This is a genomic window from Pseudomonas sp. rhizo66, assembly GCF_031931925.1.
In the GTDB taxonomy this organism is placed as follows: Bacteria; Pseudomonadota; Gammaproteobacteria; order Pseudomonadales; family Pseudomonadaceae; genus Aquipseudomonas.
Genome location: NZ_JAUJWZ010000020.1, coordinates 93,428 through 120,131, shown reverse-complemented (window position 1 = coordinate 120,131; position 26,704 = coordinate 93,428). Strand labels below are relative to the sequence as shown.

The window sequence follows — 26,704 nt, the reverse complement described above, 5'->3', positions numbered from 1 at the left end:
GTAGGAGCAGCCTTCGGCAGCTCCTACATGGTTTCGGCGGTGTCTGTCAGAACGGTGCAGGGCACTCGAAGCGCAGGCGTTCGCCGGTTTGCGGATGGGTGAAGCTGAGCATGCTCGCGTGCAGGCACAGGCGTGGCCATGCCGCCAGCGCCTGCTCGTGGGCGTAGAGCCCGTCACCAAGCAGCGGATGCCCGATCGACAGCATGTGCACGCGCAACTGATGCGAGCGGCCAGTGATCGGTGTCAGCTCAACGCGGCACCAGTCACCGCAACGCTCCAGCACACGCCAGAAGGTCAGCGCGTGTTTGCCGAATTCGTGGTCGACCACATGACGCGGCTTGGTCGGCGGGTCGTAACGCAGGGGCAGGTCGATGCTGCCACTGTCGAGTGCCGGCTGACCCCAGGCCAGTGCGGTATAGGCCTTTTCGGTTTCGCGGTCGTGAAACTGGCGCGACAGTTCGCGATGCGTGTCGGCGTCACGCGCCAGCAGAATGATGCCGGAGGTTTCCCAGTCCAGGCGATGGACGATGCGCGCTTCCGGGTAGCCGTTTTCCTGCAGACGGGTAATCAGGCAATCCTTGTTGTCGTCGGCGCGACCGGGCACCGAGAGCAGTAACGTCGGTTTGTCGACCACCAGTACGGCGGCGTCCTGATGGATGATGCGGATGTTGGACAGCGGCATTAAAACAGCCTCGTAACAAATGCCAACGGCGGTTCAGGGCCATTCCCGTCTGGGATGGCCCTGAACCGCCGTCGTTCCTGCCGGATCGAATCAGCGATCAGGCAGGGTGATGTTGAGTTCCAGAATCGAGCAACTGCCCTGGCTTTCCAGTGCAACATGTACGTCGTCGTTGCCGATGTTGACGTACTTGCGGATCACGTCGACCAGTTCCTTCTGCAAGGCTGGCAAGTAATCCGGCGTGCTGCGCTGGCCGCGCTCATGCGCCACGATGATCTGTAGACGCTCTTTCGCTACCGAGGCGGTACTTGGCTTTTTGTTGGCACGAAAGAAGTCAAAAAGGTTCATTACCTACCTCCAAACAGGCGCTCGAAGAATCCCTTCTTCTCGACATCGAGGAAACGGTGGGCTTTTTCTTTGCCCAGCAAACGATCGACGGTATCGCTATACGCCTGACCGGCATCGCTTTGGTCGTCGAGAATCACCGGTACACCCTGGTTGGATGCCTTGAGCACCGCCTGGGACTCCGGGATCACGCCAAGCAGCGTTACCGAGAGGATTTCCTTGACGTCTTCAACGCCAAGCATTTCGCCCTTTTCAACACGCTCCGGGTGGTAGCGGGTGATCAGCAGGTGTTCCTTGATCGGGTCTTCGCCACGTTCGGCGCGACGCGATTTGCTCGCCAGCAGGCCGAGCATGCGGTCCGAATCTCGTACCGAAGACACTTCCGGGTTGGTCACGACGATCGCTTCGTCAGCGAAATACATGGCCAGGTGTGCACCTTTTTCAATACCGGCCGGGGAGTCGCAGACGACGAACTCGAATTGTTCCTTGAGCTCCATCAGGACTTTTTCCACGCCTTCGACAGTCAGCGCGTCTTTGTCGCGGGTCTGACTGGCGGCCAGTACGTAGAGGTTTTCCAGGCGCTTGTCTTTGATCAGCGCTTGTTGCAGGTTGGCTTCGCCGTTGACCACGTTGACGAAGTCATACACCACGCGGCGCTCGCAACCCATGATCAGGTCAAGGTTACGCAAGCCCACGTCGAAGTCGACGATCACTGTTTTGTGGCCGCGCAGAGCGAGGCCGGTACCGATAGCGGCGCTGGTGGTGGTCTTACCCACACCACCCTTGCCGGATGTAACCACGAGAATCTTGGCCAAGGTGTTTCACCCCTAAGGAAGAAGGACTTTTTAGCCCCTGAAAAACATCTCTTGAAAACTACTGCAGTCGGACAGCCTTGGCTGGAATTCGGCTTTTGGCCTTTTTCCTACTTCGTTTGAGCCGTTTTCGCTACGTTTTAGAGATGCTTGGAAAATGCGGCAGTATCCGTTAAAGCCGAATGATGTTCAACACGTCGCCCGACAGGCTGACCTGTACGCCCGAGCCCCACATAGGGTCGCGACGCAAATCTTCGGAGACCTTGTAATGACCGGCGATGGAGATCAGTTCAGCGCTCAATTGCTGACAGAAAATCCGTGCCTTGGTATCACCCTTCACGCCGGCCAGCGCCCGACCACGCATCGGGCCGTATACATGGATGTTGCCATCGGCGAGAAGTTCCGCCCCCGGACTGACCGAGGACACCACGACCAGATCGCCACCCTGTGCGTATATCTGTTGGCCACCACGTACTGGCGTGGTGATGACGCGGGTCGGTTTGACGGTGGGTTCTGGCGGTTTTTCCGGTTTCTTTTTGACTTCCGGTTCCGGGGCTTCCAGTGGTCGCTCACGGGCGCCCGACGGTGGCAGCACCGGAATGTCGATGGCGATGGCGGCGGCGATGTCTTCGATGCGGCTGGCGCGAATCGCCAGAGTGCGCAGACCATGTTGACGGCACACACGCATCAGGCCCGGCAGATCGACGGCGCCTTCGCTCGGCGGCAGTTTGTCCAGCGCCAGAACCAGCGGCGCGTTGCTGAAGAAGTTCGGCGCCTGGGCGACTTTGGCGGCCAATTGCCGATCGAGGCTTTCGAGGTCGTTACGGGCCAGTTCCAGCACAGTAATGGCCAGCATGCTGCCCTTGAGCTGGAATACGGGATCTTGGTCTAACGGTTCGGTTTGGCTCATGTCGGCATACAACGGCTTGTCACTAAAAGTGCCGAGACTTATAACGAGAACGCCCGCAGGCCGCAAGCCGGGTCGAACGATGTAGAATGCGCGGCCACTGTATTTACGGAAGCTTTAATGGATCGCCCGCGTTTTCGAACAGCCTTTTTATCGCCACGCTTCTGGCCGCTCTGGTGCGGTCTGGGGCTTTTGTGGCTGATCGTCCAGTTGCCGTATCCGGTCTTGCTGACCATCGGTCGAGTTTTGGGCGCCTTGATGTATCGCGTGGCCGGCGACCGGCGGCGTATCGCCAAGCGCAATCTTGAACTGTGCTTCCCGGAAAAATCTGCCGCCGAGCGCAAACGCCTGCTCAAGGAAAACTTCGCCTCCACCGGCATCGCTTTCTTTGAAATGGCCATGAGTTGGTGGTGGTCGCGTGAACGTCTGGCCAGACTGGCCCACGTTGAAGGCCTGGAGCATTTGCAAAAGGCCCAGCGCGAAGGCAAAGGCGTGATCCTGATGGCGGCGCATTTCACCACGCTGGAAATCGGCGCGGCGTTGCTCGGTCAGCAGCACACCATCGATGGCATGTACCGCGAACACAAAAACCCGTTGTTCGATTTCGTCCAGCGCCGGGGGCGCGAGCGGCACAATCTCGATTCGTTGGCAGTGGAGCGTGACGACGTGCGCGGCATGCTCAAACTGCTGCGCTCCGGGCGCGCGATCTGGTACGCACCGGATCAGGACTACGGCGCCAAACAAAGCATCTTCGTGCCGCTGTTCGGTATTCAGGCTGCGACCGTGACGGCGACGACCAAGTTTGCTCGTTTGGGTAAAGCGTTGGTGGTGCCGTTCACGCAGGAGCGTCTGGCTGACGGCAGCGGTTATCGCTTGGTGATTCATCCGCCGCTGGAAGATTTCCCCGGCGAAACCGAAGAGGCTGATTGCATTCGTATCAATCAGTGGGTCGAGAGCGCCTTGCGCGCCTGCCCCGAGCAATACTTGTGGGCGCATCGGCGCTTCAAGAGCCGTCCACCGGGCGAGCCGAAGCTGTACGCCAAGCGCGGTTGATTCACCCATCCTTTCAAGCACCATGGAGTGTTGCGATGAGCCCAGCTGAACCGGTCACAGGTTTGATTCTTTCCGGCGGCGGGGCTCGGGCGGCGTATCAGGTGGGGGTGCTGGCGGCGATTGCCGAATTGCTGCCGTTGGGCGCGGACAATCCGTTTCCGGTGATCGTCGGCACCTCGGCCGGGGCGATCAACGCCGTCAGCCTGGCCAGTGGCGCTACCGACTTTCGCGCCGCCATCGAACGGCTGACCTTGTTCTGGCAGGGCTTTCGCAGCCATCGCGTGCTGCGCAGTGACTGGCCCGGGGTTATCCGTCAGGCCAGCCGCTTTGTCAGTCACAGCCTGCTCGGCCTCGGTCGGCAACTGCCGGTGGCGCTGCTCAACAGTTCGCCGCTGCGCGAACTGCTCAATGAAAAGCTGCACATGCCGGGCATCGCCGAATCCATCGCGCGCAAGCAATTGCACGCGGTGGCGGTGACCGCGTTCGGCTATGAGTCGGGGCAAGCGGTGACGTTCTATCAGGGCGGCGGCAAGATCGATGCGTGGTTACGCCATCGGCGAATTGGCGTGCCGACGCAGTTGTCGGTTGAGCATCTGTTGGCCAGCTCGGCGATTCCGTTGTTGTTCGCGCCGGTGAAAATCGGTGATGAGTATTTTGGCGATGGCGCCGTGCGGCAATCGGCGCCGATCAGCCCGGCATTGCACCTGGGCGCGAGCCGGGTGCTGGTGGTGGGTGTCAGCGGCAACCCGCGCGGGTTTGATCCGCAGCAGCCGCTGGAACGCGCCTACACCGGGCAACAACCGACGCTGGCGCAGATTGGCGGGCACATGCTCAACAGCACGTTTATTGACAGCCTGGAGAGTGACATCGAATTGCTCCAGCGTCTCAACCAGTTCAGCCACTTGATGCCCGCCGGCACGCCGACGCGTGAATTGGGTGTAGCGCCGGTGGAGGTACTGGTGATTTCGCCGAGTCAGCCGATCGACGAGATTGCGGCACGGCATCGCCAGGAGTTGCCGGCGGCGTTGCGTTTGTTTCTGCGTGGGCCGGGGGCGACCAAGACCAGTGGGGCAGGGGTGTTGAGTTATCTGCTGTTCGAGGCGGGGTATTGCAGCGAGCTGATTGATCTGGGGCGGCGTGATGCGTTGGCCAAGCGCGAGGAGCTGAGCCGGTTTTTGGGATTGCCATTTTAAAGCAAAAGATCGCAGCCTTCGGCAGCTCCTACATTGGAATGCGCTATCCCTGTAGGAGCTGGCGAAGCCTGCGATCTTTTGATTTTTATCAGAAGTGGAACTTCACCAGGAAGCTCGTAGTGCTCTGATTGGTCTTGAACGCGCCGGTATCGTCGATGCCGTACTTGTCTTTCCAGTAGTCGTATTCCACACCGACATACAACTGTTTCTCGCCGAAACTCAGCGCCTTGCCCAAGTCATATTTGATCTGTGGGTTGAAGTGCAGGTTGGCGTGGTAATCGCCTTTGGAGTTGGAGTCGTTGTCGGTGACCCAGTCCATGAAGCCGTCGATCAGGATGTCCGACTTGCCAACCGGGATGGTGTACGACCAGACCGGGGTGATCTGCCAGACGTTGTCGCCGGCGCGAGCACCTTGGGTGTGGCGCTGGTAGAAGTTCAACTGGAAGTAGTCGAAGCCCGGGATCGCCAGGTCGAAGCCTGGACCGATCAGGTACGACTCGGTGTCGCCTTCGCCGAACTCGTAAGTCATCGCCAACAGGACATCTTTGATCGGACCGAACTCGATCTTCTGGTCGAGCACCTTGCCCAGCGAGATGCGCGGGCTGAACTCGCCGTAGTAGGTATTAGGGCCGTTGCTGAAGTCCTTGCCACCGTTGTAGAAGATTTTGTCGAGGAAGAAGAAGTTGTCCCCGTACTTCCATGCATCGGCGTGTTCGAAGGTGACGGTCTGCTGGATGCGCGGGTTGACCTGGAAGTCCTTGCCATACAGGTAGGTCAGGCTGTTGTTCTGCCATTGCAGCAGGCCCTCGGCCATGGCCTGGCCGCCGGCCAACATCGATCCCGCGAGCATCAGGCTGGTGCACATACGTTTCATTCGGTTGCTCCCAAAGTAGGTGTTCCACGTTATTTTTTTAAGATCGGCGCTCTGGTGTGGCGCCTTTTTTCGTTACTGCAAAAACTCATCCGATCGGTCAGCTTCGTTGCTGTTAGCAAGAGCTGAGCCAAGGCTTTCGAAAAGCAAAAAAACACCCGCTCGGCTGCTGAAAAACAGTCGATTGAGTGTGTTTTCGGGATGCCTCGGTACTGACCGGGGCCGGGATAAGTTGGCTTTTCGGTCAGGAATTAAATCCGGGCTTTTTTTTAGACCGAATTCAGAAGGCCGCGGAGAATACTGACTCCTCGGCCCGCTCTCAAGTGCCCCGCAAAAGAGCACCGACGACAGGCATGGGGCACGGTTGCGGGCCATCCTAGAAATGCACCTTTACCAGCAGGCTGGCGGTGTTCTGATGGGTGTCGAAGTTGTGCGTGTTTTCGACGCCGTATTTATTTTTCCAATAGCTGTACTCGGTACCGACATACAGCTGTTTGTGGCTCCAGCCCAAGGCTTTGCCCAGGTCGTATTTGATCTGCGGATTGATATGCAAATTGGCGTGGTAGGTGCCGCGCGAGTTCTCATCGTTGTCGACCACCCAGTCGAGGTAGCCGTCGATCAGCACATCGGAATTGCCCAAGGGAAAGCTGTAGGACCAGGCGGGCGTGATCTGCCAGACGCCGTCGCCGGGACGCGGGCCTTCGGTGTGGCGGCGGAAGATGTTCAGGGTGACGTAGTTGAAGCCCGGCACCTTGAGGTCGAAGCCGGGGCCGATCAGGTAGGCCTCGCTGTCGCCTTCGCCGTACTCGTAAGTCATGGCCAGCAGGACGTCTTTGATCGGGCCAAACTCGAGTTTCTGGTCGAAGATCTTGCCGAACGAGAAACGCGGGGTGAATTCACCGTAGAACGCGTGCGGGCCTTTGTTCGCGTCTTCCTTGCCGTTGTAGAAGATCTTGTCGACGAACAGGAAGTTGTCGCCGTACTTCCACTTGTCGGCGTGCTCGAAGGTCAGCGTTTGCTGGATCGATGGGTTGATCGCGAAGTTCTTGCCGTACAGGTAGCTGAGGCTGTTGGTCTGCCACAGCAGCAAATCGCCGGCCATGGCCTGACTCGCGGCCAGCAGGCCGCCACTCAACAGAACGTTGGTTTGCGTGCGAATCATCTGTTGCTCCCTCTTGTTTTTATTTTTAAGGCGCAGAGCTGTTGCTTGCCCCCTGTGGGAGCGAGCCTGCTCGCGAAGAGGGCGTGTCAGTCGCCATCACTATTGAATGACACAGCGCTTTCGCGAGCAGGCTCGCTCCCACATGGGAATATCGTGTTGTCAGTGCTGGTGTGCGTGGCAGTCGTTGATCGCTGCGCGCTCTTTGCCGCCGAGAATGTTGAACAACAGGTTCAGCGTCAGTGCGCTGAGTGTGGCCATGGCGATGCCGCTGTGGGTGATCGGGCTCATCCACAGCGGCAGGTGCGCGAAGAACTCCGGACGCACCACCGGGATCAGGCCCATGCCGATGCTCACCGCCACCAGCAATTGGTTGCGACGGTCACCGATGTCGGCTTCCTGGAGAATCTTGATCCCGGTCGCGGCGACCATGCCGAACATCGCAATCGCTGCGCCGCCCAATACGGCCGGTGGAATCGACGCCACCAGAAACGCCGCTTTCGGCAGCAGGCTCAGGACGATCAACAAGCCACCGGCAACGATGGTCACCGAGCGGCAGCGCACGCCGGTCATCTGCACCAGACCGATGTTCTGCGCGAAAGAAGAGTGGGTGAATGTGTTGAAGAAACCCGCCACAAACGAGGCGCCGGCATCACACAGCAGGCCACGGCGCAGCATGCGCGGGCAGACTTCCTGGCCGGTGATTTTGCCCAGGGCGAGGAACATCCCGGTGGACTCTACGAAGATGATCACCACCACCAGACACATCGACAGGATCGGTGCCAGATCGAATTTCGGCATGCCGAAATGCAGCGGGGTGACGAACTGAACCCATGGCGCGTTGGCCATGCCGCTCAGATCGACCATGCCGATCGCACCGCACAGCAAGTAGCCAAAGCACATGCCGATCAGCACGGAGATATTGACCCAGAAACCGCGCATGAAGCGGTGAACCAACAGAATGGTGCCCAGCACCAGAGCGGCGATGGCCAGATAAATCGGTGAGCCGAATTGTGCAGCAGCGGCGCCGCCACCGGCCCAGTTCACGGCCACGGGGAACAGCGACAAACCGATCGAGGTGATGACCGTGCCCGTCACCAGCGGCGGGAAGAAGCGCACGACCTTGGACATGAACGGCGCGATGAGCATGCCGAAGAAACCGGCGGCAATCGTTGCGCCGAAGATGCCTTGCAGGCCGATACCGGGCATGCCGGCCATGGCGACCATGCTGCCGACGGCAGCAAAACTGGCGCCCATCATCACCGGCATGCGGATGCCCATCGGGCCTATGCCCATGGACTGCACGATGGTGGCGATGCCGGCGACCAGCAGGTCGGCGTTGATCAGGAAGGCAATTTCTTCACGACTCAGGCCAGCGGCCTGTCCAATGATCAGCGGTACCGCGATGGCACCACCGTACATCAGCAGAACATGTTGCAAACCGACCAGGATCAGTTGCAAAAGGGGCAATCGCTGAATGGCGGGTGCGTCGGGGATGCGCGCTTTGGAAAGCTCGGACATGCAACACCTCGGATCTTTTTTATTCTTGTGATTGAACAGCTGTCGGGTTGCTCACAGCTGTTTCTTTGCATCAGGTAAACCGCGTTGCGGTCAATCGCTGGCAAGCCAGCTCCCACACAGGCCGTACAAAACCCTGTGGGAGCTGGCTTGCCAGCGATGCTTTTACGGCTTAGTTGGTCTGTGCTCCCTGGGCGATCCATGCACCGATCAGGTCACGTTCCTGCTGGGTCATCTGCGTGATGTTGCCCAGTGGCATGATCTGCGTGGTGATGGCTTGCGCCTGGATGCGTGCCGCGTTCTGACGGATCTGCTCTGGGGTATCGAGCATCACACCCGCCGGAGCTGCGCTGAACAACGGGCTGGTCGGTTTGGCCGAGTGGCAAACCGCGCAACGTTCTTGAATCACGTTGTGCACTTTGTCGAAGGCCGGACCTGCATTGGAGGCTTGCGCCGGTGCTGCTGCGGGTTCGGCAGGGGCTGCCGGTGCCGCTTCAGCCGGTTTCGCGCCACCGCCCAGTGCCGTTTCCGGCAGCGGTTGGTACTCGATTTTGGCGGGTGCCTTGGCCACTTCCGGCGCGGTCGACATCGGCATCGGGCCGGTGACGTACGCCAGACTGATCATGCCCACCGCCGCAACCGGCAGGGTCCAGGCAAACTTGTGGCTGTCGTGGCGGGTGTTGAAGTAGTGACGCACCAACACCGCCAACACCGCGATCCCGGCCAGGATCAACCAGTTGTACTGGCTGCCATAGGTGCTCGGGAAGTGGTTGCTGATCATGATGAACAGCACCGGCAGGGTGAAGTAGTTGTTGTGACGCGAACGCAGCAAGCCTTTGGCTGGCAGCGCCGGATCCGGCGTGCGGTTCTCGGCAATCGCGGCAACCAGTGCACGCTGCGCCGGCATGATGATGCGGAACACGTTGCCGACCATGATGGTGCCGATGATCGCGCCGACATGCAGGTACGCACCACGACCGCTGAACACTTTGCTGAAGCCATACGCTGCGCCGATGATCAGCACGAACAGAATGAAACCGAGCAGAGCAGGGCGTTTGCCCAGGGCCGAGTCGCACAGGAAGGAGTAGATGAACCAGCCGATAAATAGCGAGCCGATACCGATGGCCACGCCTTCAGGGCCGCTCAGGGTGCTGCCCGGAGCCAGCAGGTAGAGCGTTGGATTGGAGTAGAACACCACGCACAGCAGCGCGATACCCGACATCCAGGTGAAGTAGGCTTCCCATTTGAACCAGTGCAGGTTTTCCGGCATCGCCGGCGGGGCCAGTTTGTATTTTTCCAGGTGATAGATACCGCCACCGTGGATCGCCCACAGGTCACCGGCCAGACCGGTTTTCGGGTTGACGCGGTTGAGGTTGTTCTCCAGCCAGACGAAGTAGAACGACGCGCCGATCCAGGCCACGCCAGTGATCATGTGAACCCAGCGCACGCTCAGGTTCAGCCATTCCAACAGATGTGCTTCCACAGTCTTTACCTCTCGCCTGTCACTCTTGTTGTCGAGTGATCAGACCTTCTCTTATTGGTGGGGGGCGAGGATCAAACGCTCATCCTCTTTGAAAAAATGCTCATCGCAGTTATTGCCTGTGCCACTGCGATCAACCACCAGGAAGTCATCCCGCTTTTCGATCGTCAGCACCGGGTGGTGCCAGACGCCGCGATGGTAATTAATGCCCTGCCTGCCGTTGGTGACGAAGGCGCGGACCAAGCCTGATACAGGTTCATCGCCAACTGGCGCGACCACGATCAGAAAGGGGTTGCCGAGCAGCGGAATGAAAGCCTGGCTGCCCAGCGGATGGCGTTCCAGCATGCAAACGGTCAGCGGCATGTCCTGCGCGTCGGCGCGGAATATGCTGATGATCGCGTTGTCCTCAGGCTGAGCGGTTTCGACCGTCGCCAGTTTATGGAAGCGCATGGTCGAACCGTTGTTGATCATGAAGTGATCGCTGCCGTCGGTTTCGATCACGTCACCGAAAGGGGCGAAGGCTTCTTTGGTCAGCGGTTCAATCTGTAGTGTGCGCATGCTGTTCTTCTTATCCGAATTCGTTGTCTGTTCACTGCATTTCCCTGTAGGAGCTGGCGAAGCCTGCGATCTTTTGACTTTGTTTTTAAGATCAAAAGATCGCAGCCTGCGGCAGCTCCTACAGGCTCAGCATTATTTAGCGACCTTGCCCAGAACGCGCAGGCGGCTCACACCACCATCCGGGAACACATTCAGGCGGATGTGGGTGATCGGGCCCAGTGCCTTGATCTGCTCGACGAAGGTGTGTTCGGCGTGCATTTCCAGCTTCTGGCTCGGCAGCAGTTCACGCCAGAACAGCGACTGGGTTTCGATCTGGCTGTCAGTACCGCCTTTCACGAACGCGCCCTGGATCGAGCAGGTGTCCGGGTAGTTGCCTTTGAAGTGCAGGGTGTCGACGACGATCTTCTCGATCTCGCCCGGATGACCCAACGCGACGATCACCCAGTCATTGCCCGGCGTGCGACGACGTGCGGTTTCCCAGCCGTCGCCCATGTTGATGCCACGGCCCGGGTTGAGGATGTTGCTCATGCGGCCGAAGTGTTCGTCGGAGCAGGCGAGGGCGCGGCCACCGTTCAGGGCTGCTGCCAGATCGACTTGCTCGTTGTCACCCACAGCGGACCAGTCGCGGAACGGAATGCCGTACACGCGCAGACGGGCGACACCACCGTCCGGGTAGATGTTGAAGCGCAGGTGGCTGAACGCCTGGTCGTTGCTGATTTCGTGGTAGTGGTGGCTGTTGCCCTGCAACTCGACGGCCGACAGCACTTCAGTCCACTGGGTGTTTTCATCAGGCTCGCCCGAGGCCAGGAAGCACGCTTCCAGAGAGGCCGATGGCGGGAAGTTGCCGGTGAAGAATGAAGTGTCGATGTCCACGCCTTTGATCGAGCCCGGTACGCCCAGACGGATCACTGCGCTGTCGAAGCCTTCGAAGCGCTTGCGGCGCGATTCCCAGCCGTCCATCCACTTGCCGTTATCATCGAACACGCCCTCCTTCCATACGGCCGGGGTCGGTTGGAACAGACGATTGGCGTCTGCGAACCAGTCATCGGTGACCGAAATGATTTTGGTGCCCAGACGGGCATCGGCCAGGTTGACGAATTTTTCGAAAGGTACGGCGTAAGCTTTCATTCTTCTTGTCTGCCTTTAATAAGTTGGCTGGGGATGCTTGCAAGACCCTGGGTGCTCTCCGCGTCTGATGCACTCGGGTCAGGCTTCGCTAAAGAGTCAGTAAACGGAACAGGGCGATCTTGTTGATCTCCGCCAGCGCGCATTTGAACTCGGTGTCGACCGAATTGTGAATACGCGTTTCGAACGCCGCGAGGATCTGATGCCGGTTGCTGCCTTTTACCGCCATGATGAAGGGAAACTTGAACTTGGCTTTGTAGGCGTCGTTCAGCTCGGTGAAGCGCTGGAACTCTTCGGCCGTGCATTGGTGGATACCGGCGCCCGCCTGTTCATTGGTGCTGGCTTCGGTCAGTTGGCCCTGGACGGCGGCTTTGCCGGCCAGGTCCGGGTGAGCGTTGATCAGCGCCAGCTGGCTGGCATGATCGGCGCTCAACAGGATGTCGCTCATGCGCTGGTGCAGGGTTTCGATCTCGTCGATCGAGGCATCTGCGCCCAGGTCGTAGGCCTTCTCGGCCACCCATGGCGAATGTTCGTAGATGTCGGCGAAGGCGTTGACGAAAGCGTCTCGGCTCAGGCTCGACGGTTGCAGGGTTTGAAAGCGGCTCATTGGGCGGCCCCTTGGTACGGGTGGGTTTCGTGCCAGTGACGCGCGATGTCGACGCGACGGCTGAACCACACCTGTTCATGACTTTTGGCGTATTCGATAAAGCGTTTGAGCGAAGCGAGACGGCCCGGACGACCGATCAGGCGGCAGTGCAGACCGATCGAGAGCATTTTCGGCGCTTCGGCACCTTCGGCGTAGAGCACGTCGAAGGCGTCTTTGAGGTATTCGAAGAAATCGTCACCCTTGTTGAAACCCTGCACCTGGGTGAAGCGCATGTCGTTGGTGTCGAGGGTGTACGGGATCACCAGATGCGGCTTGCCGGTCGGGTTGTTCGGTTCCCAGTAGGGCAGGTCGTCGTCGTAGGTGTCGCAGTCGTAGAGGAAACCACCTTCTTCCATCACCAGACGACGGGTGTTCGGGCCAGTGCGGCCGGTGTACCAGCCCAGTGGGCGCTCGCCGGTGATTTCGGTGAGGACGCGGATCGCTTCGAGCATGTGCTCGCGTTCCTGCGCTTCGTCCATGTACTGATAGTCGATCCAGCGGTAGCCGTGGCTGCAGATCTCGTGGCCGGCATCGACCATCGCACGGATTACATCCGGGTGGCGCTGAGCGGCCATGGCGACGGCGAAAATGGTCAGCGGAATGTCGAATTCCTTGAACAGTTTCAGGATCCGCCAGACGCCGGCGCGGCTGCCATACTCGTAAAGCGATTCCATACTCATGTTGCGCGCGCCTTGCAGCGGCTGAGCGGCAACCATTTCGGAGAGGAAAGCTTCGGACTCTTTGTCGCCGTGCAGGATATTGCGCTCGCCGCCTTCTTCGTAATTGAGCACGAACGACAGGGCGATGCGGGCATTGCCCGGCCAATGTGGGTGAGGAGGGTTACTGCCGTAACCGATCAGGTCGCGTGGGTAGTCAGCGCTCACTGCAGTCTTCCTTCTTGTTCATGACTGTTTCAAAGTCGGGATTTTGTGGCGGCCTGGCGGTGAGTTAACAGGCTGGCGTCACAGCGATGGGCTGATTGTATACAACTTTATTCGCAATTTGTAAGCCTGAATTTTCGCATTTTTCACCGACTGTCATCTTTTGCTGCTATTGGCGTGAGCCTGCAAGAAACCTGCCTGACCAGTCAGCTAATGGATGGGACGTGCAATGAATAGGCGTGTTGCTGACAGAACGCGAGGAAACCCCCGAATGGCGGGGGTGATATGAAAAATGTCGTTTTTATTGTGTACAATTTTTTTGAAAAGTGTCTTAATCAGTCGCTCGCCGCAGCTTTTCGTGCTCCGAATCGGTGCGGTCTCCTTTTTATCTGACTTCGGGAGGCGCGAGGTCTGACTGCTTCCAACGCAGGCAGGCGCGCAGAATCAATGGGACGTTTGACAACACACGTTTTGGACGCTGCACACGGTTGCCCGGGCAGTTCGATCAAGGTCGAGCTGTACCGCGTTGAAGGATCGCAGCTGGAATTGGTCGCCAGTGCGATCACCAACAGCGATGGCCGTGTCGATGCGCCACTGCTGCAAGGTGATGATTATCGTACCGGTGTTTATCAGGTGCAGTTCCACGCCGGCGATTACTACCGCGCCCGCGGCGTGCAGTTGCCGGAGCCGGCATTCCTCGACGTGGTGGTGCTGCGCTTCGGCATCTCTGCCGAACAGGATCACTACCACGTGCCATTGCTGATTTCGCCTTACAGCTATTCCACCTACCGGGGCAGCTGACCCCCAAGCAGCTGCCCCCACCGGGAAGCGACTGCGCATATAGCTTCTTTGGTCTTTCGCCCGCTCACACTGCGGGCTTTTTTTATGCCAGGCGCTCAGCTGCCTGCCGTCCGGGGGCACGAGATCTGTTGATCGCCAAGGTGTCGGGCGAAGCAGGGCGGACTGTGGTCCTGGTGGGTTTGGTCATTGAAGTGTCTCTAAGCGGTTCATGTTTTTTGCTTCGCTGTCCTGCGCGGTCATTGGTCTTTGAAAATGAACAGCGTTGTCTGTCCCAGAACATCTGTTTGGGTGCCGCCGAGCAGGTAGCTGAGCTTCTTTTCTGTGCGGTAAGTCGACAGAGGTTTTGGTTCGCTGCCGGATGTTTGCAGCACGACTTCACTGTGCTCAAAACGCTCAAGCCGAAATCGCTGCAGGCGCCCGTCGATAAGCGGCGGCAGTTTCAGCACGAATGCGTGATCGATTTTCTTGCGGTGAAACAACAGTTCGTTTTCCGCAAGCATGCTTGTCGGGTTGCTCACGACGTAACCGTCATCCTCCAGAACCTGCCTGAACAGCCTTCGCAGATTGGCCGCAGTGGGCGTTGTGGCGTACTCGTTCCAGTGGCGAGAGAAGCGCCCGGGATCAAAATCCAGGCGCATCAGGCCTTCACCCAGCGAAGAGGGAATGGCCAGGGTTTGTTCCGGTCCGGACGCCGGGCGCAACATGAGTAGCGGGTCGGCCAGCTCTCGATTCGGTGCTCTGCGCCGATCTCTGTTGGCCCAGTAACGAAACACCTGGTTCATCAGCGCCAGACCGGGAGCAATGATGATTTCCGATCGGTTCGCCTGATTGAACATGGCCCGAGCGAGTGAGTTGACCGATTGATCCGACAAGTATTTGAAGGTTCTGGCGATGTACTGAGTGATCGGCATTTCGAAAGGCACGACATTGTCCATTACCGTCCATTGGTTGTTTCGTTTAACCGCCCACTTGGGCTGTAGCGACGGGTTGTCCCGCAGCATGTATTCGAAGGCGTCATACAGGGCGGGTGAGAACAACGGATGCTGCAGGTAAACCAGGCGCGGGTTGGCATTCAGGCCTTGTTGCATCACCCGGTAATACTGCCCGTCGATCTCGATATGCTGGCCCAGCGCTGGTCGGACACTGTGTCCCCAGTTTCGCCATAAGCCGAAGCTCAAGTTGATCGCGTCGGGGTTGTCCGAGAGCAGGCTTTCAGTCAGTGCCTGGGTGGCGTCTGTTCCTTCTTCCTGATGCAGGCGCTTGCTGTCGCGGGCCCTGGAGTCCGATATCTCGGTCGAGGCTTTGCGTTTTTCCTGCGGTGATCGTTGCGCTGCAGAATCGGTTTGTCCGGTCTTGCGGCGCCACAGCCGCGTCCCGGGAATTTGTTCGAACAATAGAGTAGATACTTCGCGCGCCGTCGCGGAGGTCTGCTGGTACTCACCGTTGGCGTTTTTACGCACCATGACGGTTCCTTCTGCAGTATCGATATAGGTTTTGCGGTGCTTGTCGTAGCGAACGCCATCCGGTGTCTGCAGGCGCGGGGAGAGCAGGGCGGCTACATCGGGGGCGAGGTAGATCGGCTGTTCCCCGGGAAGACGCTCAGCGGCTGCAGTTGCCCCGTCATTGTCTGGGTTGTGCGCCAGCCAACTGGGTCGTTCGAAGATCCAGACGGGCTGGCGCTCGGTTTTGATCAGGAAAGGACCCGCCAGATGCGGAGTGAAGTTGAAGGGAATCTGGTAGCGGCCATCGTGATGGATTTCGACCAGCAGATGCCCTTCGTTTTCAACGTGGGCGTACAGCTTTCCATCCGGACTGGTGAACAATCCGCTGTCGGGATCCAGCCGTTTTAACAGGTGTACTTGATCGGCAGGCCAGGTGATTGAACGCAGAGCGGCCTCTACCGACAAGGGGTGGACGACGGATGCGTTGTGAATCTGCACTGACGGTTGATGCCCGGAAGTGCTCGGCAGGTCTGCAAAGGATTGCGTGTTTTCGCCCAGCATTCTGGGGGAAGTGCCAGCGGTATTTGTACGTGTATCAGGCGCAGTAACACCGGCCACACGCTTGGGTGGTTTGACCATTAACTGAATCTCGTAATTTGAATTGTGGGGTGTGCAGGTGTTCGGACTTGCGCCGCACCGTTCAGGCGTTCGGCAGCGGCTCAGCCCTCTCTCACAATGAACAGCGTCGGGTTATCAGCGGATAAATGTTGTATCCCCCCCACCAGATAGATGACTTCGGTATGAGCCAGCTGGCTCTCCAGCAACTGTTTTTGCGGCACGCTGAGCCTGGTCAGATAGGTGGGGTCGGTGAGTTCGGTCCCTGCGGGGGTGGTGCGAGGAACCTGATTGCCAGCGATGCGTGGCAGCTTCAATACGAATACAGCGGCAACGCCCGGGCGGTGAAAGAACAATGCGCCTTCACTGAGTCGGCGCGTGCTCGGATTAATGCTGTAGCCGTTGTGTTGCAGGAGGGTCACCAGCAATCCCCGCAGGTTTCCTGGTGTAGGCGCCGCTGCATAGTGGGCCCATTCCTGAGGAAACCGTTGTGGATCGAAATCCAGGCGCTGCAGCACGGCTGAGTTGTAAGCAGGCAACGTGAGCAAACCGCCGCCGGCGAGATGCCCGGGCGGCGTCGGCAGTATTGGCAGCATGACCAGAGGATCCGACAGGCTATGCAGAGGGGGCTCGTTATTCACCCTGTCCAGCCAGTGGCGGAAGGTCAGCGCCATCGCCGAAAGTCCATGAGCGTTGATGCCCTGAGGCAGTGAAACCCGATCGAATACCGCCCGCGCGAGGTTGCTGGTCGACTGCTCAGACAAGTAGTTGTAGGCGGCGGAAACATACTGGGTGGTGGACATTTCGAACGGTGGAGCGTTGTCCACAACCTTCCATTGGCCTTGGCGTTTAAGTGCCCATTTCGGTTGACGCGAAGGCTCATGACGCAGCATGGTTTCGAACGCGTCATAGCGGTCCGGTGAAAATCCCGGGTGTTGCAAATAGACCAGTTCGGTGGTGTCACTGACGCCTTGGGCGACAATCCGAAAGTATTGCCCGTCGATTTCTATCGACTCGCCGGAACCGGGTTTTGCGGCTTTTCCCCAGTTTCTCCATTGCCTGGCGGAAAGATCCAGAGCACCGCTCGGCTGGGCCAACAGATGTTCGATCAACGTGCTGGCACCGGTCGCGACATGAGTCTGTTCGTCCAGGCGTCGGCTCGGGCCGGGTACGGCATCGGTCGCTTCGGTGGGCAGTGGATTGATTTCGACCGGGTGGCCTTGCTGTGGCGCGTCGATTTCACGCCAGAGTTTTGTCCCCGGAATCTGTGCAACCCTTTGTCCCGTCGGTGTTGATTCCCCGGCATATGTCTGACGCCAGCCTTCTGCTGTTTTACTCACCATGACCATGCCGCCGAGCATTTCGACATAGGTTTTTTTGCGCTTGTCGTAGCGGAAGCCTTCTGCGGTTCCAGGCTGCAGCTTCAGATGGTTTGCCGACTCGGGGTTGATATAGACCGGATGCGAGGGTCTTTCGCTGCTGTAAGTACCGGACAGCGGAGACGGCCCGGCTTCGCTGGATTGCTGCCTCACCCAATCAGCGGTTCGCGCTTCGCTCAATTGGCGTTCCCGGGGGAGCGGGCGACTGACGATAACGCTGGGGCGGTCGGCGGGCGCTTCCGACAACGCGTCTGAGCGCGGATTGACGGTCATCATGCCCGGATCGGAGTAACCCGGTTCAACGGGAAGTGTTGCGAGTGAAGCAGGTAGAGGATTGGCGTCTGGGCCTGACGCCTCCGGTGACGCCTTGCGAGGAATTTTCCTGGGTGGTTTTGCCATTGACTTGCTCCGATGAATCGCTGATCAGTGGTGCGGCCGGATATTCGGGAAGCGGATTCGATGTGCAATTTCGCAGCATCGTGCTTGCCTGGCCCATTGGCTTCAAAGGAGTGATGTTCGGCAAAAAAACGCCACGGTGTGCGGTATATATGTATTGCGATGAGGGTAAATGCTGCAGGGTGTTGCGAGACTTACGAGGGCAATGCCAACTCGCGCTGGCAGGGCCGGCGCGAGTTGTAGCGGGCTCTCAGCGTTCCCTGATCACGAACACCGAATCCGGAGTCGACTCAACCTTCAATACGCCTCCGATGAGCCAGACCACTTTGTTTTCCAGGGTCGCGGTGGTCAGGGCGTGAAACGCCTCGTTGCCTATCCTGGCCGGCAAGCCGGGGTCTGCCAGTTCATTGCCCGGGGTATGGGACAGGCCGACATGATCCACCGCACCCAGTTTCATAAAATAAATCCGCTCACTGGTTCCGCGCCTGAATACCAGCGTTGGCATGCGGTGTTCGTATGTCAGGGGAAATATGTCATAGCCGCTGCGAACCAATAGTGCGCCCAGCAGGCGTCTGAGGTTCAGATCGGTCGGGTAGGTTTTGTAGTGGGTCCACTCGACGGGAAAATGCTTGGGATCGAAGCTGAGCCGTTGCAGTTCGCCGTCGACCTGGGAGGGCATGCGGATGAGTTTTTTTCCCTTGAAATCGATGGCGGGTGCCACTGCCAGCATGTTCAGCGGGTCGGCGTACGCAGGTGACGTGGGAAATGGCCTTTGTTTCCACTGATGCAGGACTGCCTGAATGTTGACCAGCCCGGTGCCGGTAATCATCGGTGAGTTGTCCGCGAGTTCGAACAGCCTTCTGGCGACGGCCCGTGCAGTGTCGTCAGAGAAGTCGGGAAACGTCTTCGCAACCGAGTGCGATATCGGTTCATCAAAAAAGCGTTTTCCGGGGTGTATTTCGCCCGGATCGTTACCGATGCGGAAGGTTGCAACAGGCTGTATCGAGGGCGCCGTATGGAGCATTTGTTCAAACGCATCGAAGTGTGTCGGCACAAAGTCAGGATGTTGCACAAAGTAGACTTTGGGGGTGGGGGTGGAGCCAGTCGGCACAATTGGATAGTGAAGCCAGCCGAGCTGCACCGACTCCACCAGTGGTGGTTTGTTCAGATGGCCCCAGGGTAGCCAGAAAAACGGTGTTTGCTCGGCTGGAGCGCTGGTGTCCGGGGTTCTGGGGGGTAGTGGTTGCTCGGGGGCGTTGATCCGCGCGCGTTTGCTTGGGCCAGGTTGTGGGTCGTCTGCTTCGGCAATTGGCCGGGATCTGCCTGCTGCAGGATGTTCGGGGATTGGCAAGTGCGGATGCTTGCGGCGCCAGAGTACCGTTCCTGGAATCTGCTCAAAAAATACATCGGGCAAGTCTCTGCTGGTTGCCGAGGTCAGTTGATATTCACCTTGCTGGTTTTTCCGAACCATGACTGTGCCGTCTGCGGTATCGACGAACGTATGTTTGAGTTTGTTGTATCGGATTCCACCCGATGAGAGTTCTGCTCTGGTCAGCGTTTTTGCGTCATCGGGCGCCAGGTAAGAGAGGGACGGCGGCGTGGCAGGGGTGCCGGGTCGAGACTGGGTTGATTGCCAGCCGGGGCGCTGGATGTGCCAACTGGCCTGACCTTCAATCCTGATCAGTACCGGGCCGGGAACACCGGGTGCAAAGGTCAGCGGAACGTAGTAGTTGCCTTGCAGATCCCGTTCGACAACGAACCGGCCTTCGTTGCCGATTTGCGCATAGGTTCGCTGGTCCGGACCCGTGAACAACCCCGTGTTTTCTCCGCTGGGTGTCAGCTCGCTCAATCGATCCTGTGGCCAGGCGATTGCACTGCGGGCGGCGCGGTAGGTATCGGGCATATCACTGACGATGACGGCGGGCGGGCGAGTGGTGGAGGTGCCGGGGGCTGAGGATCCCGTGGTCGAGTCGACGCCAGACAGCGCTGGGTCAGGCATGTTGGCAGTGACGCGAGTACCCGAGCCTGACTGTGCAGGTCTTGTTGTAACAGTGGTATCCGCTGCCGCCGTCACGGGAATTTTTTTGGGTGGTTTGGCCATGTGAAGTTACTCGTTGAGTGGTGATGCGCAGGCACGGAAGTGCCTCAGCGCATTTTTCAGGCGCACTCGTCCGCCTCCCGATGGAGATGTTCGGCGACTGCAACTTCGGAGTGCGCACGTGGTTATCGGTTTTCGACTGGCGTGTGGCGCGTCAAGCCGCAGGTGCGCTTATCAACGGAGGTGGCGCAAAGAGGGTGAGGTCTTGATGGCTGCAACGATTGATCACGTGCAGTGCTGAGTATTCAACACGAGATTTGTCGCTGCGCAGAATCCAGCCGTACGCAGGAAAGTTGTAACTAAGCGCCCCGGGACGGTTGTCGGCGAGGACGATGTTGCTCGCTTTGATCTCTTTATTGGCCATCGATGCAAAGACTTCTGGCAAGGCTTTCGCCGGGTCGGGTTCTTCAAAGAACCGTGCATCCAGACCGTCCTGGTAAATCCTGTCGAAGGAAAGATCGACGGTATGGACGACACCTTGCTCGGTAATCACGCGTACCTGATCGATCAGGTCTTCGCTTTCGTATTCGGGCAGATGAATAATGCAGGTGCCGACGAGCAACTGGTTGTTTTCCAGCTTGATCTCGACTTTGCCAAGTTTTGTCGCATCGAGGTCCCAAGTGGAGGAGTAGGGCAGTCTGGCAGGGGCGTTTGCAAGTGCTCCCGGGGTAGACAATCTGATCGCTATATCGGCAACCAGATGAATCAGGTAGGTGGAGCCAGTACCTTCAAGATTCTGGATCGAGGTTTGCTCGGGGTAGGAAAAAAGCGAACCACATCCTGCTCTGTCGAATTTGAAGGGTTTGGTGTCAGGTAATTCAAAGGGGGTCTGGTCTGTGCGACGTCGCAGCGGCAGTGAAAGCTGCGTTGTCCAACGATCAAAGCCATACCGATTATGTTTTGTAAGGGGGCAAACATCAGTTTCTGGTGTTAGTCGTGCATTGACGGTGACGCCGCCCTTGAAAATGAGCACGACTCTGTAGTTGGGACGGACGGCCATGGTTCTCAAGATCCTGGTCATGTTTCTGGGATCAATTCCACCCTCCGCATAGGCGAATTCTTTAAGCTTCACTGTGTTTTGGCCAAAGTGATAAAGCAGATTACATCCAACGAAGAATTCTCGATTTTCTTTCCACTCGCCTGAGCCAAAGTGCGCCTCAACTTTTGTCAGTTCGTTGATGTCGTAATCCAGATGCAAACGAATGACCGCCTCGGTACGTTTCACCGCCCAGAGTGTCGTGTCTTTCCTGGATCTTGGCAGGTAGTAACTCACCTCGCGCTGATGATTGATCGAACACTCGGGTGCGTGAAGGATAAGAGGTCTTTCTGGTGTTCCTTTTTTTACAACGACGACTTCGATTTCGAGGTTGTGGCCATTTTCGAGACTGTCGGGCAGGTCAGGCGCGTCAGGCAGTTTTAACGAGTAACCGTCGCCGGTCATGAACAGGAAATTATTATTCTGCAATACGAAGTTGTTTGCGTTTTTCTTATACAGGCCTTGAATGATCACTACGCTTTTCGGGTTGTCCGCGAATGCGAAGCGGGAACTGATGATCAGCGCGCCATTCTCGATCGTCCAGCTTTCGATCAGTTCGTATTTCCAGTTGAGCAAAACAATACTGTCATCTGCGCCGTCTTCGATGATGGCGATTCGGCCTCGTTTGTGGCCGATGATATATTCGTCAATGCCTGCCTCACCCGAGGCTGTTGCGCCGGGATACGACAGATGGATCTGATCATTCCCCGGCCCCGCATTGATGGTGTCTTCGCCGCGCGAATAAATGATGTTGCGTTGATCCGAACCGGTCACAACACTACTCGCCCCGCTGACCGTTTCAACATTCTCGATACCTTCGAGGAGGCTATGGAGGGTATATTTTTCGCCCTCTTCGGCCGATGGGTCGGTTGCGATTATCTGCAGGGTTTGTGCGAGCAGATCAACGTCATAACCTTTTTTATCGGTACGGCCTGTGTAATTGCTGCCCGCCAGAACAAGGGTGTCGGTGCCCGCGCCGCCTTTTAGTGTCGAGTACTCGGAAACCTGAATATCCTGTTCAAGAAGATCTCCAGCCGCCTCAAACACGAAACGGTCGTCTTTTTTACCTCCGGTCAGCTGTTTTTTCCCTGTCCGAAAATGAAAGCTGTTGGGTTTGTTTTCAACGCCCACGATTGAGTCCTGACCTTCGCTGATGAACCACAGAATGCCTTTGTTTTCGCCCGCTGTTCCCAATTCCGCGCCGGGCGTGTCCTTGGTAACTCCGTTGCGAGCGTCAATGACGTCGTCGCCTCCTTTAATCTGGGGGACTTGTATCGTTTCCCAGTAATCCTGTTTGGTCCACCAATTGCGCTTAAATACGCGGGTAGGTTTGAGGTGGACTTCGAACTTGCCATTAACGATGGCTTCGGTTGTGTCCTTTAATTGCCCAGTCAACAGTTTTCTGGCTGTTTCTTTCAATTGTTTAGTGTTTTGGAATCTGGTTTTCGCCAGCAAATAGCGGTTTTGCACAGCTTGATCAGGTTCCATCATGCAGAATGAAAACCAGCCTGTGCGCCAGCGCTCGTCCAGCGTCAGTTCGATGTAGTCATCAATGTCGTCGACCACGCGCACTGCGCCATAGACTTGCGATCCGATGGCCAGGATCGCTCCAGCCGCAAGCCCGACGGGACCTGCGAATGAAAAGCCTGCCAACGCTGCCGCGCCGAGGATGACCGTCATGGCGGCGCTGGTAATACTCAATCCAGCGCTCACGTAGTGATCCATGGCTTCTTTTCCGACGGTATTGTCAGCGGCATTGATCGATCTGACCGCAGTGAAGATATCGAACGGCAATGTCAGCGCACCGCCGATCAAACCGCCGGAGCGACCCAGCCTCAGTGCAAACCGGGTTTTGGCAAAATCCATCAGAGCACCTTGCCCGGCCGAGAGCATATTCGACGCAATTTTGCTGACGGCGATGTCCACAACGATGGACCCCACTTCCGTACCAATGCCCACGCTGTTGATTACAACCTCGGTGGTGTTGTTTGCTTTGATAGCATCCACCACACCGCGCAAACCCATGAATATGCCGAAACCCTGAATGCCGACACTCGAACCAAGCGCGGCGTAACTTTTTGTCAGTGACACCCAGCGAGGGTTATGTTTGGGCAGATTCGCGTGATACAGGTCCAGTTTTTGTGCGGAGCCCAGTAGTTTTACCAACTTGCTAAGGTAGTTACCTTCGTCTGTCGCGGCTGGCGAACTGTCTCTTATCAGATGGGGTGATGTCAGCGGGCGTTCGCTGGCCATTTCAAACAGTAGTGCCGGCAACAAGTAACGGTCCTGCCCCGTTGACGATTTCATGTGGTGTTCAATAGCGACAGCGTCGAATTGCAGCGAGTTGATAAACGATCGCTTGGGTACCCGCAAGTAAGTGTTCCTGCCGTTTAGCGGCTGCCCCTCAAGCGTTGCGCCCAAGGCATCGAGGGAAACTCGTGTGATTGAAATGCTGCCGATCTGCAGCGGGCCGAACACCGAGTCGGCGATTTGCAACTGATCTGTTTTGCTTTTGCTTTTTGGACTTGTTGTTTCATCGGTGATGCGTTTGAGGTCAATGGTCGAGGCATGATGCTCATTGCTTTCAAAACGCATGTCTGTAATGACGACAGCGTCGGTGATTTCCGCAGTTTCCAATAACGCGTTGCTTATCATGGTGGCCATCTGAACTTCCTTGTTCTGGCAGGTTTTGTTGATGCAAGTTGTGATAGTACGGTCGCTTTTCTAACGATGTACATCAACGGGTTGTTGCTGTGTATTGCGCGTCAGAGAGGCAATTGTTATGGCGGGGATATGTAACGAGCAACACGCAAGGTTGCCGGGAATGCCATCCTCGACTTGAGTTTCTCAAGTCAGGATGGCGACAGATAGACAATAAAAGCTGACTCGGTGATTCAGGTGTTTTAGTGGCTGCTGAGCAACGATGCCGCGCCCGCGCCACCGAACAAACCGGCACTGATGCGGTTGAACCAGCTCTGTCCTTTGCCGCTGCGTAAATAACGCGCTGCGCCGTGGGCGCCGAGTCCGTAGGCCAGTTTGCACAGCAGATCCAACAAGGTCCAAGTGGCGATCATCACCAGCAATTGCGGTAGGAAAGGCTGTTCGGCGCTGAGGAATTGCGGCAGGAAAGCGGCAAAAAACAGGATGTCTTTCGGGTTGCTGGCGCCCAGTACAAAGGCGCGTCCGAACAACGCGCGAAACCGTGGAACGGCGGCCGCTTGTGGCACGACGGCGCCCACCGATGGCTGACGCGATTGCTGCCAGCTCTGCCAGGCCAGGTAGAACAGGTACAACCCGCCGACGATTTTCAGGGCACTGAACAGTTGCTCCGATGCCAGCAACAAGGCGCCCAGCCCCAGCGCCGAAGCACTGAGCAGGCAGATCGAGGCGAATACACCACCGAGAAATGCCGGATAAGAACGGCGCAACCCATAGTTCAGACTGTTGCTGATCATCAACAACGACAGTGGCCCCGGAATCAGGATCACCACCAATGCAGCGCCGCTGAACAGCAGCCAGGTTTCCAGACTCATCACTTTCCTCCTTTTTTGTTGTACTCAAGAATGCGCAAAAGCCCCACCCGATCGGGTGAGGCCGTGTTGAAGCCAGAACCGCGTGACGCTTACAAGAAGATGAACTTGGCGATGAAGATCGCGCAGAGCACCCACAGGCTCACGGAAATTTCCCTGTACTTGCCGGTACCGGCCTTCAACGCCACGTAGGTGATGAAGCCCAGCGCGATGCCGTCGGCGACCGAGAAGGTCAGTGGCATCATGATCGCAGTCACGATCGCCGGGATGGCGTCAGTGGCTTCGTCCCATTCGATGTGGGCCATGCCGCCCATCATCAGCATCGCAACGTAGATCAGTGCACCGGCGGTGGCGTAAGCGGGAATCATGCCGGCCAGCGGTGCGAAAAACATTGCCGCTATAAATAGCACACCTACGGTGACTGCGGTAAGACCAGTCCGACCGCCAGCGGCTACGCCAGCGGCACTTTCTACATAGCTTGTTACGGGAGGAACGCCGACCACAGCGCCGAAGACGCTGGAGGCACTGTCGGCTTTCATCGCGCGGGAGAGGTTTTCGATGCGGCCGTCAGCGTTGACCAGATTGGCGCGCTGGGCGACGCCCATCAGGGTGCCGGCGGTGTCGAACATGTGTACAAAGAGGAAGGCGAGGACCACGCTGATCATGCTGACGTTAAACACGCCGGCGACGTTCATGGCCATGAAGGTCGGGGCCAGACTCGGTGGAGTCGACATGATCCCTTCGTAGTGCACGATGTCCAGCCCCCAACCGGCCAGGGTCACGGTGATGATGCTGATGAGGATTGCGCCGAACACGCGGTGATAGCTGAGGATCGCGATCATCAGAAAGCAGATGGCCGCGAGCAGCGGGCCAGGTTCGCGCAGGGAGCCGAGTTTGATCAGGGTCGCTGGACTGTCGACGACGATGCCCGCGGTTTTCAGGCCGATCAGGCCGAGGAACAGACCCACACCCGCACCCATCGCAAAGCGCAGACTGACCGGAATACTGTTGAGCAGCCATTCACGAATCCGCGAGAAGGTCAGGATCATGAACAGCACACCGGAGACGAACACCGCACCCAGCGCCGTTTCCCAGTTGTAGCCCATGGTGCCGACCACGGTGTAGGTGAAGAAGGCGTTGAGGCCCATGCCCGGTGCCAGGCCCACCGGCCAGTTGGCGTACAGGCCCATCAACAGGCAGCCGAGTGCGGCGGCGATACAGGTGGCGACGAAGGCTGCACCATGGTCAATCCCGGCATCGGCCATGATGTTCGGGTTGACGAAGATGATGTAAGCCATGGTGATGAAGGTTGTCAGACCGGCAATCAGCTCGGTCTTCACCGTGGTGCCGTGCAAGCTGAGTTTAAACAGACGTTCCAGCAGGCCACTGCGTAATGGTGGCGAGAGGTCTAGCGTCGATGCTTCGGATTTGCGGCTTTCCACAGCGAGTACTCCTCAAGAGTTTTATTGTTATTTCCAGGGCCGGACCCATGAGGGGTGGCAGCGACCCTTTGAGGTATACGCGAATTTGTTGACCATAAGGTCAGGAACTCGCACGCTGTGGATTATGCTTTTGTGTACAAATAAAGCAAATATTGTTTTTGATTTTGTTTACGAAAGTTCCGTCGATAGGGATATATCGCCCTTGATGGCCCCGATCTCTGGTGTCCACAAAACCTGTGGGAGCTGGCTTGCCAGCGATGAGGCCCGAACAATCAATCAATAACTGTCTGGGTATTCCCCAGAGCCAAATTCACCGCCAACCAGCCATTCACCGCCGCCTCGCCAGCCTCGGCAAACACCCGCTCCAGTAACTTCACCTGTTCACGCCGCAGCGCCTGTTCAAACTTCGCGCCTTCGGCCGTCAGCTCCAGCAGACGCTTTCGCTTGTCGGCCTCCGACGCGACGCTGTCGACCAGATGCATTTCCTGTAACTGCCGCAACGGCATGTTTAAGGCCTGCTTGCTCACGCCAAGCAATCCCAGCAATTCCTTCACGCTCAAGTTCGGGTATCGGGCGATGAAAAACACAATGCGCTGATGCACCCGCGACAGCCCACGGCGCTCGAGCATTTCATCAGCCTTGGCGGTAAACGCCTGGTAGCCGAAGAAAAACGCTTCCATCGCCTGTTGTTGGCTAGCGGGGTTTTTAAGGTCAAGCATATTGACGTACTCGCTCAAG

Annotated in this window: 22 protein-coding genes; 3 read left to right on the top strand and 19 right to left on the bottom strand. The window is 57.7% G+C overall.

Features of this window, described 5'->3' with window-relative positions; translation table 11 throughout:
* Nucleotides 1-46 precede the first annotated feature (46 nt).
* From QZR14_RS22735 to minC, 4 genes are all read right to left on the bottom strand, one after another.
* On the bottom strand, nt 47-682 hold the full coding sequence (locus QZR14_RS22735; protein ID WP_311997802.1) for an RluA family pseudouridine synthase: 636 nt from the start codon (nt 680-682) through the stop codon (nt 47-49).
* Nucleotides 683-772: 90 nt separating this feature from the next.
* Nucleotides 773-1,027 (bottom strand): cell division topological specificity factor MinE, encoded by a 255-nt coding sequence (gene minE, locus QZR14_RS22730; RefSeq protein ID WP_003223146.1) that lies wholly within the window; start codon nt 1,025-1,027, stop codon nt 773-775.
* Entirely contained in the window at nt 1,027-1,839 is an 813-nt protein-coding gene (gene minD / locus QZR14_RS22725) for a septum site-determining protein MinD (RefSeq protein ID WP_007913953.1), read from the bottom strand. The genes minE and minD overlap by 1 nt, the downstream gene beginning before the upstream one ends.
* 169 nt (nt 1,840-2,008) lie before the next feature.
* Complete coding sequence (gene minC / locus QZR14_RS22720; protein WP_250603863.1) at nt 2,009-2,746, bottom strand: septum site-determining protein MinC; 738 nt, start codon at nt 2,744-2,746, stop codon at nt 2,009-2,011.
* A 117-nt stretch (nt 2,747-2,863) separates the two neighbouring features.
* On the opposite strand from minC, the gene QZR14_RS22715 reads away from it, so the two are divergent.
* Together QZR14_RS22715 and QZR14_RS22710 are read left to right on the top strand one after the other, a co-directional pair.
* Nucleotides 2,864-3,796, top strand: coding sequence for a lipid A biosynthesis lauroyl acyltransferase (locus tag QZR14_RS22715; protein WP_250603865.1), 933 nt, complete (start codon nt 2,864-2,866; stop codon nt 3,794-3,796).
* 35 nt (nt 3,797-3,831) lie between these two features.
* Nucleotides 3,832-4,989: a patatin-like phospholipase family protein gene (locus QZR14_RS22710; RefSeq protein ID WP_311997801.1), complete on the top strand. Its 1,158-nt coding sequence runs from the start codon at nt 3,832-3,834 to the stop codon at nt 4,987-4,989.
* A gap of 88 nt (nt 4,990-5,077) precedes the next feature.
* Here QZR14_RS22710 and QZR14_RS22705 read toward each other — a convergent pair whose 3' ends face one another.
* The 8 genes from QZR14_RS22705 to puuE form a co-directional block, all read right to left on the bottom strand.
* The gene (locus QZR14_RS22705) at nt 5,078-5,863 is read right to left on the bottom strand and encodes an outer membrane protein OmpK (protein ID WP_250603869.1); all 786 of its coding nucleotides are present in this window, start codon (nt 5,861-5,863) and stop codon (nt 5,078-5,080) included.
* Between the two features lie 373 nt (nt 5,864-6,236).
* Complete coding sequence (locus tag QZR14_RS22700) at nt 6,237-7,022, bottom strand: outer membrane protein OmpK (protein WP_311997800.1); 786 nt, start codon at nt 7,020-7,022, stop codon at nt 6,237-6,239.
* Between the two features lie 159 nt (nt 7,023-7,181).
* The gene (locus tag QZR14_RS22695; protein ID WP_311997799.1) at nt 7,182-8,540 is read right to left on the bottom strand and encodes a nucleobase:cation symporter-2 family protein; all 1,359 of its coding nucleotides are present in this window, start codon (nt 8,538-8,540) and stop codon (nt 7,182-7,184) included.
* Between the two features lie 169 nt (nt 8,541-8,709).
* Nucleotides 8,710-10,020 carry a urate hydroxylase PuuD gene (locus tag QZR14_RS22690; RefSeq protein WP_095050914.1) on the bottom strand — a complete coding sequence of 437 codons (1,311 nt, stop codon included), beginning with the start codon at nt 10,018-10,020 and terminating at the stop codon, nt 8,710-8,712.
* 51 nt (nt 10,021-10,071) lie between these two features.
* Nucleotides 10,072-10,575 carry an ureidoglycolate lyase gene (locus QZR14_RS22685; protein WP_250603877.1) on the bottom strand — a complete coding sequence of 168 codons (504 nt, stop codon included), beginning with the start codon at nt 10,573-10,575 and terminating at the stop codon, nt 10,072-10,074.
* Between the two features lie 132 nt (nt 10,576-10,707).
* Nucleotides 10,708-11,703, bottom strand: a complete 996-nt coding sequence (alc, locus tag QZR14_RS22680; RefSeq protein ID WP_007913974.1) for an allantoicase — start codon at nt 11,701-11,703, stop codon at nt 10,708-10,710.
* 88 nt (nt 11,704-11,791) lie between these two features.
* A complete protein-coding gene (gene uraD, locus QZR14_RS22675; protein ID WP_123449582.1) occupies nt 11,792-12,307 on the bottom strand; it encodes a 2-oxo-4-hydroxy-4-carboxy-5-ureidoimidazoline decarboxylase in 516 nt (171 codons plus the stop codon).
* Nucleotides 12,304-13,230 carry an allantoinase PuuE gene (gene puuE, locus QZR14_RS22670; protein ID WP_250603881.1) on the bottom strand — a complete coding sequence of 309 codons (927 nt, stop codon included), beginning with the start codon at nt 13,228-13,230 and terminating at the stop codon, nt 12,304-12,306. Before puuE ends, uraD begins: the two co-directional genes overlap by 4 nt.
* A gap of 444 nt (nt 13,231-13,674) precedes the next feature.
* Between puuE and uraH the strand changes: the two genes are divergently transcribed.
* On the top strand, nt 13,675-14,028 hold the full coding sequence (uraH, locus tag QZR14_RS22665; protein WP_008031462.1) for a hydroxyisourate hydrolase: 354 nt from the start codon (nt 13,675-13,677) through the stop codon (nt 14,026-14,028).
* A 236-nt stretch (nt 14,029-14,264) separates the two neighbouring features.
* On the opposite strand, the gene QZR14_RS22660 is transcribed toward uraH, so the two are convergent.
* From QZR14_RS22660 to QZR14_RS22630, 7 genes are all read right to left on the bottom strand, one after another.
* Nucleotides 14,265-16,109, bottom strand: coding sequence for a hypothetical protein (locus tag QZR14_RS22660; RefSeq protein WP_311997798.1), 1,845 nt, complete (start codon nt 16,107-16,109; stop codon nt 14,265-14,267).
* Between the two features lie 80 nt (nt 16,110-16,189).
* Nucleotides 16,190-17,863 carry a hypothetical protein gene (locus tag QZR14_RS22655; RefSeq protein WP_311997797.1) on the bottom strand — a complete coding sequence of 558 codons (1,674 nt, stop codon included), beginning with the start codon at nt 17,861-17,863 and terminating at the stop codon, nt 16,190-16,192.
* 247 nt (nt 17,864-18,110) lie between these two features.
* Nucleotides 18,111-19,961, bottom strand: coding sequence for a hypothetical protein (locus tag QZR14_RS22650; protein WP_311997796.1), 1,851 nt, complete (start codon nt 19,959-19,961; stop codon nt 18,111-18,113).
* Between the two features lie 151 nt (nt 19,962-20,112).
* Nucleotides 20,113-23,658 (bottom strand): calcium-binding protein, encoded by a 3,546-nt coding sequence (locus QZR14_RS22645; protein ID WP_311997795.1) that lies wholly within the window; start codon nt 23,656-23,658, stop codon nt 20,113-20,115.
* A gap of 239 nt (nt 23,659-23,897) precedes the next feature.
* The gene (locus QZR14_RS22640; RefSeq protein ID WP_038366975.1) at nt 23,898-24,527 is read right to left on the bottom strand and encodes a LysE family translocator; all 630 of its coding nucleotides are present in this window, start codon (nt 24,525-24,527) and stop codon (nt 23,898-23,900) included.
* A gap of 89 nt (nt 24,528-24,616) precedes the next feature.
* Nucleotides 24,617-25,966: an NCS2 family permease gene (locus QZR14_RS22635; protein WP_311997794.1), complete on the bottom strand. Its 1,350-nt coding sequence runs from the start codon at nt 25,964-25,966 to the stop codon at nt 24,617-24,619.
* Nucleotides 25,967-26,238: 272 nt separating this feature from the next.
* A complete protein-coding gene (locus tag QZR14_RS22630; protein ID WP_150794457.1) occupies nt 26,239-26,685 on the bottom strand; it encodes a MarR family winged helix-turn-helix transcriptional regulator in 447 nt (148 codons plus the stop codon).
* Nucleotides 26,686-26,704: the final 19 nt, after the last annotated feature.